The sequence below is a fragment of the Crocosphaera sp. XPORK-15E genome, from assembly GCF_034931425.1.
Classification (GTDB): Bacteria; Cyanobacteriota; Cyanobacteriia; order Cyanobacteriales; family Microcystaceae; genus UHCC-0190.
The window spans coordinates 98344-115559 of the sequence record NZ_JAYGHQ010000002.1; the positions used below are offsets into that span (position 1 = coordinate 98344).

Consider the following 17216-nt stretch of genomic DNA (forward strand, 5'->3'; position numbering starts at 1 on the left):
ATGGGACGATATGACCTAAACTAGATAACAATAACGTTAAGAAATCTTGCCATCGATTTCAGTTAAGCAAGAGGATGGGATTCTATGACTATTGCAGTCGGACGCGCCCCAGAAAGAGGATGGTTTGATGTCCTCGATGACTGGTTAAAGCGCGATCGCTTTGTTTTCGTAGGTTGGTCCGGGTTACTATTGTTTCCCTGTGCTTACCTAGCACTAGGTGGATGGTTAACCGGAACCACCTTTGTTACTTCCTGGTACACCCACGGGTTAGCCAGTTCTTATTTGGAAGGTTGTAACTTCCTCACCGTAGCGGTTTCTTCTCCCGCTAATGCTTTCGGCCACTCCATTCTCTTTTTATGGGGCCCCGAAGCACAAGGAGACTTTACCCGGTGGTGTCAAATTGGCGGATTATGGCCCTTTGTCGCCTTACACGGTGCTTTTGGACTGATTGGCTTCATGTTACGTCAGTTTGAAATTTCCCGTTTAGTCGGCATTCGTCCTTATAACGCTATTGCCTTTTCTGGCCCCATTGCGGTATTCGTCAGCGTTTTCCTGATGTACCCCTTGGGACAGTCTAGCTGGTTCTTTGCTCCCAGTTTTGGAGTAGCCGGAATTTTCCGTTTCATCCTCTTTTTGCAAGGTTTCCACAACTGGACACTAAACCCCTTCCACATGATGGGAGTGGCTGGTATCCTTGGTGGTGCGCTACTTTGTGCCATTCACGGTGCAACGGTAGAAAACACCCTGTTTGAAGATAGTGAGCAAGCCAATACTTTCCGCGCCTTTGAACCCACCCAAGCAGAAGAAACCTACTCTATGGTGACAGCAAACCGTTTCTGGTCACAGATTTTTGGTATTGCTTTCTCCAACAAACGTTGGTTACATTTCTTCATGTTATTTGTCCCTGTAACGGGCTTATGGATGAGTTCTATCGGAATTGTCGGCTTAGCCCTCAACCTGCGTGCTTATGACTTTGTTTCCCAAGAATTACGAGCAGCAGAAGATCCCGAATTTGAGACATTCTACACCAAGAATATCTTATTAAACGAAGGTCTGAGAGCTTGGATGGCTCCCCAAGACCAACCCCACCAGAACTTTATCTTTCCTGAGGAGGTACTCCCCCGTGGTAACGCTCTCTAATCTGCCTTCTACCAGCGGCCGTGACCTAGAATCTACTGGTTTTGCATGGTGGTCAGGCAATGCGCGTCTGATCAACCTTTCCGGTAAACTTCTAGGGGCCCACGTTGCCCATGCTGGTTTGATCGTTTTCTGGGCAGGGGCTATGACCCTATTTGAAACAGCCCATTTGATCCCCGAAAAGCCCATGTATGAACAGGGCTTAATTCTCCTGCCCCACATTGCTACCCTCGGTTGGGGTGTGGGCCCTGCGGGTGAAGTTATTGATACCTTCCCCTTCTTTGTAGTTGGGGTATTACACCTCATTTCTTCTGCGGTTCTCGGTTTTGGTGGTATCTACCACGCTCTTCGTGGCCCTGAAGTCTTAGAAGAATATTCCAGCTTCTTCGGTTATGACTGGAAAGACAAAAACCAAATGACCAACATCATCGGTTATCACCTCATTCTTTTAGGATGTGGTGCGCTGCTCTTGGTGTTTAAAGCCATGTTCTTTGGCGGTGTTTATGACACCTGGGCCCCTGGTGGCGGAGATGTGCGTGTGATCACTAACCCTACCCTTAACCCTGCTGTGATCTTTGGCTATTTGGTCAAAGCTCCCTTCGGTGGAGAAGGTTGGATCATCAGTGTCAACAACATGGAAGACATCATTGGTGGTCATATTTGGATCGGTCTGATCTGCATTTTTGGCGGTGTCTGGCACATCCTCACCAAGCCTTTTGCTTGGGCGCGTCGTGCTTTCATCTGGTCTGGAGAAGCTTATCTTTCCTACAGTTTAGGCGCGTTGTCCATGATGGGCTTCATTGCTGCTGTATTTGTTTGGTTTAATAACACTGCTTACCCCAGTGAGTTCTACGGCCCCACTGGTATGGAAGCTTCTCAGTCTCAAGCGTTTACCTTCTTGGTGCGTGACCAACGCATGGGGGCAAATATTGGCTCTGCTCAAGGCCCCACTGGTTTAGGTAAATACCTGATGCGCTCTCCTACTGGTGAAATCATCTTTGGTGGTGAAACCATGCGTTTCTGGGACTTCCGTGGCCCTTGGTTAGAGCCTTTACGTGGCCCTAACGGTTTAGATTTAGACAAGTTAAGAAACGACGTTCAGCCCTGGCAAATTCGCCGCGCTGCTGAATATATGACCCATGCGCCTTTGGGTTCTTTAAACTCCGTTGGTGGTGTTATCACAGACGCTAACTCTTTTAACTATGTTTCTCCTCGTGCGTGGTTAGCAACCTCTCACTTTACCCTCGGTTTCTTCTTCCTGGTTGGTCACTTATGGCACGCGGGACGTGCGCGGGCGGCCGCTGCTGGATTTGAGAAAGGGATCGATCGTGAGACTGAACCCGTACTCGCTATGCCTGATCTTGATTAAGATTTAGCATAAAATTTTTAAGAACTCCTACTGTTTCGTGGGGGTTCTTTTTTATTTGTCCTAACCTGCATTATTAAGTTTAACTTTGACACCATCCTGTTTAATAATATAGGCAGGAACCCCAACAACCACACAATTATCAGGGACATCTTTAATAACAACGGCATTCGCTCCTACAGTAACATTATTTCCTATATTAATATTACCAATGACTTTAGCCCCTGCTGTAATCCTCACATTATCACCAATTTTAGGCCGTCCCGTTTTATCTTTATAGCCAATGGTAACTTGTTGATTTACCCAACAATTTTCCCCCATATCTGCCATAATAATCGTACTAAAACCATGTTGAATAAATAATCCTGGCCCAATATTACAAGAACTATCTAAAAAAAAGTAGGGACATTCTCGATAAATTGTTTTTAATAAATACATAAAAAATCGTCCCCAAAAATTGCCTTTAAACAAACGAAAATAATATAAATTTCTAAATTCTTTCGCTTCTTTTAAAAGAGCGAGTAATTGAATGTTAATCGGACGTTGTTCCCAAGATAAACAGTTTTGCCAGCGTTCAACATCAGCCTTGATAATTTCTTTTTCTGTGGTTATAATAAAAGGAATTAAGAGAGGAAAAACAACAATAATCCCTAAAGTAAAGAGGATTTTTCTGATAAAAGTTTTCATGTTAGGTTTAAAATTATGCTCAAGCTTGATTCTAAGAATAATTTATTTTATCATTAAATTACTGATTAATCACTCTGTTTTTGCCCATTATTATGTCAAACCCTACAGAAAACTTATCAAATAACTCGTCTTTTTTCCCAAACGTCTCTGTAATTATTCCCATTTATAATGGAGAGGAAGATTTACCGAATTTAATTGATTGTCTGCGATCGCAAACCTATCCCAAAGATCAAGTAGAATATCTCTTAGTTAACAATAATAGCAGCGATCAGACTTCTCAAATCCTAGAAAAAGCTGCGGCTGATGCTCAGCAAATAGGAATTAACCTTAAAGCCTTAAATGAAAACCAGATTCAAAGTTCTTATGCTGCTCGAAATCAAGGAATTCGTCAAGCCATAGGAAATATTTTAGCATTTACTGACGCTGATTGTCGTCCTATTCCTCAATGGATAGAAGAATTAGTAAAACCATTTATTGATGAAAATATCGGTATTGTCGTGGGAGAATTAGCAGCTTTATCTGGTAATAGTTTACTAGAAAAATACGCTGAACGCTATGGGGTGATGTCCCAAAAGTTTCTATTAGAACATCCTTTTCTTCCCTATGGACAAACAGCAAATTTGGCAATTCGTCGGTCTATTTTTCATCAAGTTGGTTTATTTCGTCCCTATTTAACAACAGGAGGAGATGCGGATATTTGCTGGCGAATTCAACAAGAAACTAACTGGAAATTGACTTTTTCACCCACAGCAATCATTCATCATCGTCATCGTTCTAATTTTAAAGAATTACGCAGTCAATGGCGACGTTATGGCCAATCTAATCAATATTTACATGAATTATATGGAGTCGATTTGATGAGAGAATTTACGGCAAAAGAGGTCTTTTATCGCCTCGGAAGATGGGTGATCAAAGATTTACCGAGAGATACGGTTAAGATAATTATTGGTCAAGGCAGTCCCCTTGATTTAATTAAAATGCCCATTGATTTATTTAGTTTTTATGCCAGAAATCAAGGGCAAAAAATGGCTAAATTACCAGAAAAAGCTAAAGCAATTGAATGGTTATAAGTTATTAGGTTGCCGATTGAATAAATCGATAATAGCCTTGAATTGCCGTTGTATCAGGTGATTTAGACAAAATGTATAAGCCCCCGTCTCCTCCCCTTCCAATCCTTAAATCTTCATCTAAATAAGTAATCTTAAACATGGGAACTCGTTGTTTAGGATTATTTGCTGGAACCTCTTTAAGTGGATCAAGGTTTGGGGTATTAATTTGAGCAATATTAGTAATAGCAAGGTAACGCGTTTTAAAATTAATATTAAGAGTGTCATTGGGCAGAGGCGAAAAACCATCTTTAGCTGGTTCAAAAATAGCTGTTACTAAAACATAACCAGAAATTAATCCTAAACGATGTTCAACAAATGCTTGATTAAAAAAAGATTTACTCTGAAGATCAATTACTTGATAAATGGGGCCAACTCTTAACCCATATTTGAGAGAAGATAAACGACGAATTTCCCCAGCAGTTGCATATTGTAACTGCCAAACCCCATCAAGCAGATTTGGGCTATAAAGTAAGGGATATAAATTGGGATTTAGCGCTTCTAAAGACTGGGTTAATTCCTCAATTGTTTCCTTAGCTTGAGCCTTAATTTTTACATCTGTAATCGGTGAACCACTTCTAATTTGATAGGGTGTTTTCTGTTGATTAATAGTAGCAAGAAGGGTTTCTTTTATCGTAAGTCGGTTATTCAAGACTTTAGCCTTTTTTTAGATTTATCTTTAACCTAATTATAGAATAAGTTACAACCCTTTGTTACATTTTTAGGCAAAAATATAAAAATCAAAGCTCATTAATTTGTAAGATATATTTAAAAAGGAAGACAAATAAGCTAAAATAGTATAATAGTAATTATTTTATCATAAGAATCCTCAATCATTTATAAAATTTATTATTGTATTTTCTCTGTCCCCTTATTTAAAACAAAGTTCATATTGTTCATAATTTAGTTCATAAACTTCATTTTTGATTGAATTACCTGAAAATATCTGATAAACTGCAATTATTACCTAAAATTGCTCACGAAGGTCTAGATTATGGATTTTGACAATTTATTTAGCTTAATTGATTCCTGGTTATTAGCTATTAATGAACCTCTTTTAGATAATCGAGATAAAGCGATTATTCAAGGAACTTTGAGAGGCTTAACTTATCAAAAAATGAAGGCCGAAGAAGCAGCATTAAGAGGACTAACGATTGACTATATAAGTCGATATTTAGCTCATCATTTATGGCAAAAACTAACAAAATCTTTTCATCACAGTCACTTAATTAATGAGCAAGAAAAAACCAGAAAATCTAAATTGTTAGAACATATTGAACGCATTTCCAAGAAAGATTTAGGCTTAGAAGATGACCTTAAATTACCACCTCCTGACCCATTTCTTGATCAACTCTTGATGAACCGTTATAAAATCATTGGTGATTTAGTTAGTCATAAATTTAGTAAAACTTACTTAGGCGAAGATTTAGGGTTTTCTACACAAACTTTTTGTATCATTAGGCAATTTCCTAGTCAATCTGAAGATATAAAAAAACGCTTTCAGAGAAATGCTACAAGCTTAAGGTTGTTAAGTAAACATCCTAATATCCCTAACTTATTGGCTGATTTTGAGGAGAATGATTATTATTACTTAGTTCAAGAATTTATGGAAGGTCAGTTATTAAGTCAAACTTTAATTGATGGCCAACCTTGGACACAAAAAGCCGTAATTCAATTCCTTAAAGATATTCTGGGCATTTTGAAATTTGTCCATGATAATAATATTATTCATCGAGAAATAAATCCTGATAATTTTATGATTAGAAATTTTGATAAAGCACCTGTTTTGATTGGTTTTGGCGGCATTAAAGAAATCGAAAAGGAACTAGCCTCTGAGCAAGGAATTAGCATTAATTTGAGCAATAAACACTATATGGCTCCTGAACAAGCTATTGGTATTCCTAAACCATGTAGTGACATTTATTCAGTCGGAAAAATTGCTCTACAAGCTTTAACAGGTAAACATCCAAGAGCGATTAAAGTTCAATTTGATACCCTCAAGGTTTGCTGGAATAACTACCCAGATATTGACCAATCTTTAAGCCAAATTGTTGATAAAATGATCGCTTATGATTTTAAGCAAAGATATCGTTCAGTATCAGAAGTATTAGACGCTTTAGAGTCTTTAAAATAAAATCCCCCACCTGATACAATGATGGAGGATTTTAGTCAAATTAAGTAGAAGCGAGTTTAGCCAAAACTCTTGTCAATAAAAGGTAACAATTAAATCAAAACCCGCGCTGCACTAGGTTTATCCACCGCCACCGCCACCACCACTGCCGCCGCCACCGCCACCGCCACCACCACCACCACTGCTACTGCTCCCGCCACCGCCACCGCCGCCGCCACCGCCACCGCCACGGATCTCGCCGAATAGGGAGAATAATAAATTCCATCCTGCACAGAATATTAATATCCATGCTATCAAACGCATCAAACGAGAAAAAATTGTTCTTAGATTACCTATAAAAGATTGCCAATGAGGACGGGATAAATTTAAAATATTGTGAGGAAAAGTGACTTGTACTTCTAATTCTTCTTGGGGTAAAAGCTTATTTAAAGCGATAAATTCAACAGTTTTACTATCTATTATTGATGATTTGGCTGACACCCCAAAACTTCTAAAATCTATAATCTTTCCCGCTAATTCTTGGGGGAATTTTACCGTTACTTTAGCCCCTTCAATAACTGCTTTTCTATCAGGAAAAATTGCTTTCCAATACACTTTGTCATTTTCTGAATCCCTTTGAATATGTAATCCTCCAATCACTCTATAACTAACGACAAATGTATGAGATTCAGGCGCAGAGAGAGTATGAGACCATTTAATCATCAATTTATTATTTTCTTCACTGGTGGTGACTGCCAAATCTGTGCCATTTTCTGTCACAGAAACATCTGTAATTTTATCAACTTTATCAAGAGGGATATAACGATAACGCTCATTAGAATAGGTTGTGTTGAAAACATATTTTTGAGTTTCTTTAACTAACATATCTCCATTATTTTGAACATCAATATCAACATTAATGAATTCCCAGTAAAACGGGCCATTAGATTGAGCTTTTACCAAAATTCCTTGACTATTAAAGCCTAAAAAATTCAGATTAAGGAAAAAAATCAGAAAAAAGCTGAATAAAGCTAAAATCAAATAACGAATTTTCTTGTAGTTAATAAGAGAAAAAATTGTGAGATTCATTTTGCTAGACTCCTAGATTAATCAAATAAGAGAGAAAAAACTGATTGGTAGCGCATCAAGAATCAGCCAAAATAAACTACCAATCGAGCAAAGTATCAAGTTAACGTGGCTTGAGGTAAACCTTCTTATTCTTATTTTTAATAGTTTTATCAAAAAAAATCAATTCATAAACTTCATAAAAAAGTTTATATTTTTCATTTATTTAATTAATAAAAATCTAAAAAAAAAGGCACATTTTCTCAAATAAACCCACTAAACCGAAATTTTGTGGCAAAATCAAGATTAATCTGAGTCGTCTAGTCACATTATGTCCATGCCTCCTCGTCATCATCCTCACGATATTATTGGTGAACATTATGAAATTATCTTGCTTCTGGGAGAAGGGGGGTTTGGCGAAACCTACTTAGCAACAAATCAAAGACGACTGAATGAGCGTTGCGTCGTTAAGTATTTAAAACCCTATAATCATAATTCTTTAGACTTAGAAGCAGTAGAAGCAATTTTACAGAGAGAAGCTGAAGCATTATATCGATTAAATCACAATCAAATACCTCGATTTATTGAATTTTTTCGAGAAAAAAATGATTTTTATTTAGTTCAAGAATATATTGAAGGAACTCCCCTTAATCAAGAAATTAAGGATGGATGTCAACACAGTGAGGAATATATCTTAAATTTTCTCAAAGATATTCTCAATATTTTAGTCTATGTTCATGAAAATAAGATTATTCATCGAGATATTAAACCCGCTAATATCATCCGTCGTAAAACAGACAATAAACTGTGTCTAATTGATTTTGGTTTGGGAAAGATTACTGAAGATATTTCCTCATTATATGTTGTTAATCAATCTGAAAGTCATGCCGGAGGCACAAGGGGTTATACTCCCTCAGAACAACTAACAGGAAATCCGATGTTTTGTAGCGATCTTTATGCAGTAGGAATGACTGCAATTAAAGCATTAACGGGTATTCATCCATACAACTTTCCTAGAGATGAAAATCATGAAATAATTTGGCGATCACCTGCAAGTAAAATCAATCATAATTTAGCTAAAATTATTGATAAATTAGTCCGATTTTACTTTGTTAATCGATATCAATCAGCTAAAAATGTTTTAAGAGATATAAAAATTTGGATAAATTGGGAAAAAAAAGTTTATTTGATTCTATTTATTTTACTGGCAGTCACATCTTTAGGAATCGGTGGTTTAAAACTTTTTGCCATAATTTTTCCTCAGTCTTGCTCTAAGATATTGGAAAATTATGATCAGATAAGTTGTGGTGAAGAACTTATAATTGAAAATGCTAATTTAGACAAGCAAAAAGGTGTCAATTATTTCAAGAATAAAGATTATAAAAATGCTATTAATAGCTGGGAAAAATACCTTAATAAAGAGCCAAATGATCCGGAAACGCTCATTTATTTAAACAATGCGAAATTACTATTAGACAACAAAGAATTTTCGACAATTGCTGTAGCTATTCCTCTGGGAAAATCATCAGAAGGAGGCGATGCTGGACAAGAAATATTAAGAGGAGTTGCCCAATTTCAAAAAAAAATTAATCGGCAATCAATTAAATTAGGATTACAAGTTATTATTGCTAATGACAATAACAATGCTAAACAAGCTAAAGATAATGCTAAAATTCTCGGTGAAAATAAAAAAATTGTTGTTGTGATTGGTCATTATAGCAGTGATATAACAAAGGTTGCTTTACCAGTTTATCAAGACCAGAAGTTAGTATTAATTTCTCCCACCAGTTCTGCTGACGAACTATCTAGTCAAGGTTATTTTTTCTTCAGAACAATTGCTCAAGATAGTGATAATATTAAAAGCTTATCAAACTATCTTATTGAGAAAAATAAAGCAGAAAAAGTTGCTGTTTTTTATAATCCTTATAGTGAATATAGTCTCTCTTTGTATAACGCTTTTTTGAAGCAAAATGCTAACACAGAATTAAATATTGTTCAAAAATTTAATTTAGCTGATCCTCTTTTTGATGAAAGAAAAACAATTGCTGAAGTAGCAAAAAAAGGAGTCAATACTTTGGTTCTATTTCCTGATGGAAAAGTTGATAATGATGCGTTTAAAAATGCGATTAATGTTATAGTTGCCAATCAAAATAAATTTTTAATTGTTGGTGGTGATGCTTTATATAGTAGAGACATTTTAGCTAAACAAGAACTGTCTGAAGGTATTATTATTCCAATTTCTTGGCATTATCTCAATAGTTCTGATCGCAACTTTGTTTGTGAAGCTAAGCAACTTTGGGGAGGATATGTTAACTATCGAACTGCTAATAGTTATGATACAACTAAAATAATTATGACAGCGATAGAACAAACATCATTCAATAGTTTTTCTCAAAAAATTGAACAATTATTTAATCCTAATTTTCAACGTCAAAAAATATATGAACAATTAAAAAGTGATGATTTTACACTACAAGGAGTAACGGGAAAGATTGAATTTGAACCCAATGGCGATCGCAAAAATTCTCCTACGGTATTAGTCAAAGTTGTTCCCGATACTTCATCAGAATATGGTTATAGTTTTGTTCCTATTCTTACTAAAAATACTATTCCAAATTGTTAAATCAATGCAAAAATATAACATGATTATCACTCAATTATTTAAGAAAAAAATATCTTTATTTTCTGTTAATTTATGGCTAGTAATTAGTGTTTTGCTCTTGACAATAACACCTGTTCATGCAGTTAAAAATGATTTAAAAAAATTACTACCCCCTCTGCAAATTCATCCCCTGCCAATAACCTTAAATCAATGGCAAAATTCTAACAACCAGGGAGACTATTTTGAACAGATTAAACCCACTTTAGACGGTTATCTAATTTGGTCAGAATTTCCCATTAAAGTATATTTTGATCGACCTTCTAACCCTGATGATACTGCTGCTGTTACCCGTCGTTTTAATCAATGGGTAACAGCGGTTGAACAAGCGATCACAGAATGGAATATCTACTTATCTATGATTGAAGTTTCCGATCCTAATCTAGCAGATATTATCATAAAAAGAAACGATCCTCCCTTAGATAAAAATATTAATCCAGAAACGGGACAATTGCAAATTCCTAGAGCTAGAACTGCTCAAACTCGTTATGAATTTTATATCAAAAATAAACAACTATTTCATCAAATGACCATTCAAATTAGTCCCCGTTTAGGAGAATTATCATTATTATCAGCGGCCCGTCATGAATTAGGTCATGCTTTGGGAATTTGGGGTCATAGTTTACAAGAAACTGATGCCCTTTATTTCTCACAAGTGGGCAACCCTCCCCCTATTTCTCCTAGAGATATTAATACTTTAAAAAAAATTTATGAGCAACCCACTCGCTTAGGATGGCCCTTACCAAGTCAGTCCTAGATCCATAATTTATTATACCTTGTCTAAATAGTCTTTTATGTGTTTACAATGAAGATAATACTCACTGATAAAGGGAACGAAAAAATGTCAGAAACAATTGTATTAGGTGGCGGCTGCTTCTGGTGTGTAGAATCAGTTTTTCAAGCAGTAGAAGGGGTTGAAGCGGTAGAATCTGGTTATGCGGGTGGCCAGATAAAAAACCCAACTTATGAAGCTGTTTGCGGCGGAAAAACAGGACACGCAGAGGTAGTAAAAGTAACCTTTGATCCGCAAAAAATATCCCTAACTGAGATCCTAGAAATCTTTTTTGTAGCCAGTCATGATCCTACCACCCTTAACCGACAAGGAAACGATGTGGGGACACAATATCGTTCTATTATTCTTTGGGAATCACAACAACAATTGGATACCGCTAAAATCGTTATTGAGCGACTCAATGATGACGAGACATTTAATGGTAAAATTGTCACAGAATTAGAGCAATTAAGTGACTATTATCCTGCTGAAGAATATCATCAAAACTATTTTAGAAAGCACCCAAATCAACCTTACTGTGCTTTTAGTATTCCTCCAAAACTTGCTAAACTCAAGAAATATTTTCCTGATAAAGCATTGGCCTAATTTTTGATAAAATAATTAAGTAAGGGTATTTATTAAAATGCTCTTACTTCTTCCTGATCTTAGAACAGTTGAGAACCAATTATTAATTTAAACTTGATGAAATCTACAAGTAACCAACAAAAATCATGCCTTATTATTGGTGGTGGCATTTCAGGATTAATTGCAGGAACGATGCTGCAACGTCATGGAATAAAGGTGACTATTCTAGATAAAGGGCGAGGAATTGGTGGACGGTTAGCTACTCGTCGTATCCCTTATAAATCAAATGGTCAAGGTATTTTTGATTACGGAGCGCAGTTTTTTACTGTTAGCGAACCCAAATTTCAACAATGGGTAGATCAATGGCTTGAACAGGGTTTAGTAAGAGAATGGTCAAAACAATTGAGTAACACTGAAACCACTTGTTATTGCGGTATTGAAAGTAATCGTAGTCTGGCTCAACATTTGGCTAAAGACTTAAATGTTCATCTCCAAACCAGGGCAACTAAAATCACCTGGGATGCTTCCTATTGGACAGTGGAAACAGAAAAGGGAAATAGCTTTCACGGAGACATTTTAATCATGACATCTCCTATTCCTCAATCTTTAGCATTGCTTGAAAATTCTGACATAACTTTACCCCCTCAAATAAAATCCAGTCTTGAACAAGTCACTTATTATCCTTGTCTCACTGTTTTAGCATTGCTCGATCAATTAAGCTTAATTCCAGAACCAGGAGGGTTACGACTCAAAGATCCTTCTTTAGCTTGGATAGCTTGTAACCACAAGAAAGGTATTTCCCCTCAAGGCTTTGCTGTTACCTTACATTCTACTCCTGAATTTAGCGAAACCCATTGGAATACAGAGGACTCTATAGTAGTAGAAAAGTTGTTAGAAATAGCAAGTTCATGGTTAGGTTCAAACGTTGTTGAGTATCAACTTCATAGATGGCTTTATAGTCACCCCAAAACCGTCTATGGAGAGTTGTATTTGGACTTACAACAGCCTGGTTTATTGATGATGGCAGGAGATGCTTTTTCAGCTATACCAGCCTTAGATTTGTCCCTAAATGTAGAAAAAGCCACCTTATCTGCACTCGCAACAGCAAATTATCTTCTTAAGCAAGTTGAATTAAACTGATCGCCGATAAAGCAACCAAACAAATACCGGAGAGCCAAACAAAGCTGTTACCACACCTACAGGTAATTCTACACTGCCCAAACGGGATAATAAATCAGCCAAAGACAAAATAAAAGCCCCACCAAAGGCCGATAAAGGAATTAACCAACGGTGATCATTTCCCCCTAATAATAAGCGCATTCCATGGGGAACAATTAACCCGACAAATCCGATTAAACCCGCCATACTTACGGCCCCTGCTGCCAATAAAGCGGCCGTTCCCCCAATTAATAACCGTGATCGCCCCAAAGACATTCCTAAACCTACAGCCAACTCATCCCCCAAAGCCAAAACATTCAGCGATCGCCCTAATAAAGTTGAGCCAATTAAAGCCAGCAAAATATAGGGAGCAGAGGTGCTTAATTCCGTCCAACCCCGACCATTTAAACTGCCAATAATCCAATTTAAAGCCGACTGAATGCGCCCTTCTTCTGCTAATAATAATAAAGTGGTTTGTACTGCCCCAAATAAAGAAGATACCGCCACCCCACCTAAAATTAACCGTTCAACAGCGATCTTATTACCACTGCGGGCTAAGAGATAAACGAGGAGGGTAGTTAATAATGCCCCCACCCAAGCAGCAAAGGGTATCCAAGCTTGCCAAACTCCCAATGTGACCATCCCTACCACCACCAAGCCCGCCCCTGCTGAAATGCCCAATAAAAAGGGTTCAGCTAAGGGGTTGCGTAACATTCCCTGAAGCAAGGTTCCCGATGTTCCTAAAGCCGCCCCCACCACCATGGCCGCCAGGACACGGGGTAAACGTAACTGCCACAAAATAGTTTGGTTGATCGGCTCACCTTGACGGAGTAAGGCTTGCCATAATTGCGATAAACTCAAAGAAACTGCCCCAAAGGAAAGAGAAAGGGCAAAAATGAGAATCAACCCTAGACTGAGCAGGGCGATCGTCAGAGCAATGCGATAATTTTGAGGAGAGACAAGCCGTTTCAAGAGTTGATCAATGGTGAATGTCTAAATGCAAAATATAATTGCCGAGTTGTACCTTACCTGACCATAACTCATATTCCAGTCTCAAATATTCTGGTAAGACATCTCCGTCTAATTTTAGGCTGCGAGTATAGTTCCGTAGACGAAAAGCGTTAGAAATATCCCCAGAGTCATCATTTAGCCAATAGCGGCTGACCCCATAAATACCAGGTTCCCAGAAATGGCGATAACAAAACTTGCCATTCCCTTGTAAGGTCATAATTACCCGCGCAGGAGAAAGTTCTAACCAGAGTAACTGTCTCGCCGTTTCTAAGGCTGAAGTGGGTTCTTCTTCAGCAACTGATTTCATAACTTCCGGTTGGTTGAGGAGGAGATGGAACTGAAAGCGATCTTTTTGGTATAGGGTGGCAGAGGTTTCAATGGTCGAAAGAATGGGTAAGTCCGTAGACATGAAGGAGAGGGAGACGGGCCGACGATGGTTTGTAGGCATGGGGAGTATCTTGAGAGAGGCATACTTCTACCATAAAGCCCTAGGGGAACATTGCACAACGCCCTTTTTAGTGATTTTTTGACAAATCATTAAAAAGGGCCTTGCCAAAGTACACAGGTTATTGCTATAGTTAGTAATCGTGTGAGCAATCCTCAGTAGCTCAGTGGTAGAGCGGTCGGCTGTTAACCGATTGGTCGTAGGTTCGAATCCTACCTGGGGAGTTTAAAATAAATATCCATAAATTAACCTCAAACCCTTGTCTAAAACAAGAATTTGATGATATAATAATGAATTGTGTCTAATTTTATATAAATTCATGCCAAAACTAAAAACGCGCAAAGCTGCCGCTAAGCGTTTTCGAGCAACAGGCAGCGGCAAAATTATGCGACGAAAAGCTTTCAAGAACCACTTATTAGACCATAAGAGTCCTGAAAGAAAGCGTCGTCGTTTGTCCCAGATGACTTTAGTCAGTGAACAAGATGAACCGAACGTTCGTTTGATGCTTCCCTATCTCTAAAGGGTAAACCTATCAAATAGTCAATGACCACATAAACTAAACAATTAGATCAAGCGTAACTATGACAAGGGTAAAACGGGGCAATGTTGCTCGTAAACGCCGCAAAAAAATCCTCAAACTGGCAAAAGGGTTTAGAGGTTCCCATTCCAAACTATTTCGTACCGCTAACCAACAGGTAATGAAAGCGTTACGAAATGCTTACCGCGATCGCCGCAAACGCAAACGGGACTTCCGTCGTCTGTGGATCACACGGGTTAATGCAGCCGCTAGAATCAATGGGATCAGTTATAGTCAATTAATTGGCCAGATGAAAAAGGCTAATATTGAGATTAATCGCAAGATGCTTGCCCAATTAGCGATTCTCGATCCCGCAGCCTTTGCTAAAATTGTTGAAACTGCAAGTGCTAGTCAATAAACTATACTGCGAGAAGTAGGGGTCAACGGCCGTTGACCCCTACCACAACCTTATGGGACAATAATAGGGGCGATCGCGTAGGGAAACCATGAATCAGCAACCAAAAATTATTGTCTTAGATGATGATCCAACGGGATCGCAAACCGTCCACAGTTGTTTACTGTTGATGCAATGGGATGTGGAAACCCTTAGATTAGGCTTAAGAGATGAGGTTCCCATTTTCTTCATTTTAACCAATACTAGGGCGTTAACTCCCGAAAATGCCGCCCAAGTTATTAGAGAAGTTTGTCATAATCTTAAACTGGCGATCGCCGCAGAAAATATTAAAGATTTTTTAATTGTTAGTCGGTCAGATTCTACCCTTAGAGGTCATTATCCTATAGAAACGGATGTTATTGTCTCAGAATTAGGGGGTTTTGATGCTCATTTTCTGATCCCTGCTTTTTTTGAAGGGGGAAGACAAACTATCGACAGTGTTCACTATTTAAAAATAGATGGAAAATTAACCCCTGTTCATGAAACAGAATTTGCTAAAGATTCGGTCTTTGGTTATAACTATAGTTATCTTCCTGATTATGTGGAAGAAAAGACCAACGGACGGATCAAAGCAACAGAAGTTGAACGATTTTTATTAACAGATATTCGTCAAGGAACCTTAGAAAGACTATTACAATTAAAAGATAATCAATGTGGGGTTGTTGATGGAGAAATTCAAGAAGATTTAGATAAATTTGCCAAAGATTTATTAACCGCAGCAGCATCAGGAAAACGCTTTTTATTCCGTAGTGCGGCCAGTATTTTAACTTCTTTAGCACAACTTGGTCCCCAACCCATTGCACAAGAAGAAATGGCAAAATATAAGCCTACTAATAATCCTGGGGTGATTATTGTGGGTTCTCATGTCAAAAAAAGCAGCCAACAATTAGCAGATTTACTACAACAAACTGATGTGGTTGGTATTGAAGTTGATGTTAAACAATTACGGGATCATCCTGATCAAAAAAATGCTTTATTACAAGGGATTTTAGATAAAGTAAAAGCAGTTTATAACACAGGTAAAACCCCTGTTGTTTATACCAGTCGAGAGGAATTAACCTTTGATACGGTACAAGAAAGGTTAGATTTTGGTATAGGAGTTTCTTCATTATTAATGGAAATTGTACAAGGTTTACCCCGTGATATTGGCTTTTTAATTAGTAAGGGTGGCATTACCTCTAATGATGTTTTAAGTACGGGTTTAAAGCTGCGATCTGCCCGTTTATTAGGTCAAGTTTTAGCGGGATGTTCAATGATACGGACTGAAAAAGATCATCCTTTATTTCCTAATTTACCTGTGGTTTTATTTCCTGGCAATGTAGGCAATGTTCAAGGGTTAACGACTGTTTATACTCGGTTGAATAAATTGGTTTAAATCTTGAGTTAAACTTAATACAATATCTATTGATAAGGAATTATGGTACAACAACTTTCTTCTGAACCATCTGCAACCCTTATCTATCCTGAAAGTGATGGAAAACTGATGGCAGATAATACAAAACAATTTCGTTGGATTGTCGTTATTAAAGAGAATTTAGAGCTATTATTTGCCACAGATGATCATGTTTTTATTGCTGGAGATTTATTATGGTATCCCGTAGAAGGTAATAACACTTTAGCACAAGCACCCGATACAATGGTCGTGTTTGGAAGACCAAAAGGAGATAGAAATTCTTATCAACAATGGAGAGAAGATAATATTGCACCTCAAGTAGTTTTTGAAATTCTTTCCCCGTCTAATCGTCTTAAAGAAATGGCAAAAAAACTCCAATTTTATGAACGTTATGGCGTAGAAGAATACTATCTTTTCGATCCTGATAAACTTGATTTACAAGGATGGGTAAGAGCAGAGGATAGATTAAATGTGATTGAGGAGATTAATGATTGGGTAAGTCCTCAATTGGGGATTAAATTTGTTTTAACATCAGATAATTTAGAAATCCATCGTCCTGATGGAGAACGGTTTTTAACCTTTGTAGAATTAGGTAAATTACGGGAACAAGAAAAGCAAAAAATTCAACAATTAGAACAAGCACAAAAAGATGCTATTCCTCGTCTTCATGAGTTAGGATTGACTAGAGAACAAATTGCTAATGTTTTAAGTTTATCTGTTGAGGAAGTTAACAAAGTTTTGCCTTAACTGT

17 protein-coding genes and 1 tRNA gene are annotated in these 17216 nt (G+C 37.4%); 13 read left to right on the top strand and 5 right to left on the bottom strand.

All coding sequences use genetic code 11. The features are described from left to right. The first annotated feature begins 84 nt into the window (after positions 1 to 84). The gene (gene psbD / locus VB691_RS01935) at positions 85 to 1140 is read left to right on the top strand and encodes a photosystem II D2 protein (photosystem q(a) protein) (RefSeq protein ID WP_323289771.1); all 1056 of its coding nucleotides are present in this window, start codon (positions 85 to 87) and stop codon (positions 1138 to 1140) included. Next, positions 1124 to 2506 (top strand): photosystem II reaction center protein CP43, encoded by a 1383-nt coding sequence (gene psbC, locus VB691_RS01940; protein WP_323289772.1) that lies wholly within the window; start codon positions 1124 to 1126, stop codon positions 2504 to 2506. Before psbD ends, psbC begins: the two co-directional genes overlap by 17 nt. A 60-nt stretch (positions 2507 to 2566) precedes the next feature. Here psbC and VB691_RS01945 read toward each other — a convergent pair whose 3' ends face one another. Next, on the bottom strand, positions 2567 to 3190 hold the full coding sequence (locus tag VB691_RS01945; RefSeq protein ID WP_323289773.1) for a serine acetyltransferase: 624 nt from the start codon (positions 3188 to 3190) through the stop codon (positions 2567 to 2569). 92 nt (positions 3191 to 3282) lie between these two features. On the opposite strand from VB691_RS01945, the gene VB691_RS01950 reads away from it, so the two are divergent. Next, entirely contained in the window at positions 3283 to 4260 is a 978-nt protein-coding gene (locus VB691_RS01950) for a glycosyltransferase (protein ID WP_323289774.1), read from the top strand. A 4-nt stretch (positions 4261 to 4264) separates the two neighbouring features. Here the strand turns inward: VB691_RS01950 and VB691_RS01955 are convergent, their stop codons facing one another. Then, the gene (locus VB691_RS01955; RefSeq protein WP_323289775.1) at positions 4265 to 4948 is read right to left on the bottom strand and encodes a PAP/fibrillin family protein; all 684 of its coding nucleotides are present in this window, start codon (positions 4946 to 4948) and stop codon (positions 4265 to 4267) included. 342 nt (positions 4949 to 5290) lie between these two features. On the opposite strand from VB691_RS01955, the gene VB691_RS01960 reads away from it, so the two are divergent. Continuing rightward, entirely contained in the window at positions 5291 to 6430 is a 1140-nt protein-coding gene (locus VB691_RS01960; protein ID WP_323289776.1) for a serine/threonine-protein kinase, read from the top strand. 117 nt (positions 6431 to 6547) lie between these two features. On the opposite strand, the gene VB691_RS01965 is transcribed toward VB691_RS01960, so the two are convergent. Continuing rightward, complete coding sequence (locus VB691_RS01965) at positions 6548 to 7495, bottom strand: DUF2207 domain-containing protein (protein WP_323289777.1); 948 nt, start codon at positions 7493 to 7495, stop codon at positions 6548 to 6550. Between the two features lie 307 nt (positions 7496 to 7802). Here VB691_RS01965 and VB691_RS01970 point away from each other — a divergent pair, with 307 nt between their 5' ends. The 4 genes from VB691_RS01970 (at position 7803) to VB691_RS01985 (ending at position 12627) form a co-directional block, all read left to right on the top strand. Next, positions 7803 to 10094 (top strand): bifunctional serine/threonine-protein kinase/ABC transporter substrate-binding protein, encoded by a 2292-nt coding sequence (locus VB691_RS01970; RefSeq protein WP_323289778.1) that lies wholly within the window; start codon positions 7803 to 7805, stop codon positions 10092 to 10094. Between the two features lie 4 nt (positions 10095 to 10098). Then, entirely contained in the window at positions 10099 to 10887 is a 789-nt protein-coding gene (locus VB691_RS01975; RefSeq protein ID WP_323289779.1) for a peptidase, read from the top strand. Positions 10888 to 10971: 84 nt separating this feature from the next. After that, a complete protein-coding gene (gene msrA / locus VB691_RS01980) occupies positions 10972 to 11508 on the top strand; it encodes a peptide-methionine (S)-S-oxide reductase MsrA (RefSeq protein ID WP_323289780.1) in 537 nt (178 codons plus the stop codon). Positions 11509 to 11604: 96 nt separating this feature from the next. Further along, the gene (locus tag VB691_RS01985) at positions 11605 to 12627 is read left to right on the top strand and encodes an NAD(P)/FAD-dependent oxidoreductase (RefSeq protein ID WP_323289781.1); all 1023 of its coding nucleotides are present in this window, start codon (positions 11605 to 11607) and stop codon (positions 12625 to 12627) included. Here the strand turns inward: VB691_RS01985 and VB691_RS01990 are convergent. Both VB691_RS01990 and VB691_RS01995 read right to left on the bottom strand, forming a co-directional pair. Next, complete coding sequence (locus VB691_RS01990; RefSeq protein WP_323289782.1) at positions 12619 to 13617, bottom strand: iron ABC transporter permease; 999 nt, start codon at positions 13615 to 13617, stop codon at positions 12619 to 12621. The two genes, VB691_RS01985 and VB691_RS01990, sit on opposite strands and share 9 nt — an antisense overlap. A gap of 7 nt (positions 13618 to 13624) precedes the next feature. Next, entirely contained in the window at positions 13625 to 14104 is a 480-nt protein-coding gene (locus tag VB691_RS01995) for a hypothetical protein (protein WP_323289783.1), read from the bottom strand. A 149-nt stretch (positions 14105 to 14253) separates the two neighbouring features. Here VB691_RS01995 and VB691_RS02000 point away from each other — a divergent pair. The 5 genes from VB691_RS02000 (at position 14254) to VB691_RS02020 (ending at position 17212) form a co-directional block, all read left to right on the top strand. Then, a tRNA-Asn gene (locus VB691_RS02000) sits at positions 14254 to 14325 on the top strand. A 95-nt stretch (positions 14326 to 14420) separates the two neighbouring features. Further along, on the top strand, positions 14421 to 14621 hold the full coding sequence (rpmI, locus tag VB691_RS02005) for a 50S ribosomal protein L35 (RefSeq protein WP_323289784.1): 201 nt from the start codon (positions 14421 to 14423) through the stop codon (positions 14619 to 14621). Positions 14622 to 14682: 61 nt separating this feature from the next. Further along, positions 14683 to 15036 (top strand): 50S ribosomal protein L20, encoded by a 354-nt coding sequence (gene rplT / locus VB691_RS02010; RefSeq protein WP_323289785.1) that lies wholly within the window; start codon positions 14683 to 14685, stop codon positions 15034 to 15036. Between the two features lie 88 nt (positions 15037 to 15124). Then, on the top strand, positions 15125 to 16447 hold the full coding sequence (locus VB691_RS02015; RefSeq protein WP_323289786.1) for a four-carbon acid sugar kinase family protein: 1323 nt from the start codon (positions 15125 to 15127) through the stop codon (positions 16445 to 16447). 42 nt (positions 16448 to 16489) lie between these two features. Next, positions 16490 to 17212: a Uma2 family endonuclease gene (locus VB691_RS02020; RefSeq protein WP_323289787.1), complete on the top strand. Its 723-nt coding sequence runs from the start codon at positions 16490 to 16492 to the stop codon at positions 17210 to 17212. The last annotated feature ends 4 nt before the right edge of the window (positions 17213 to 17216 follow it).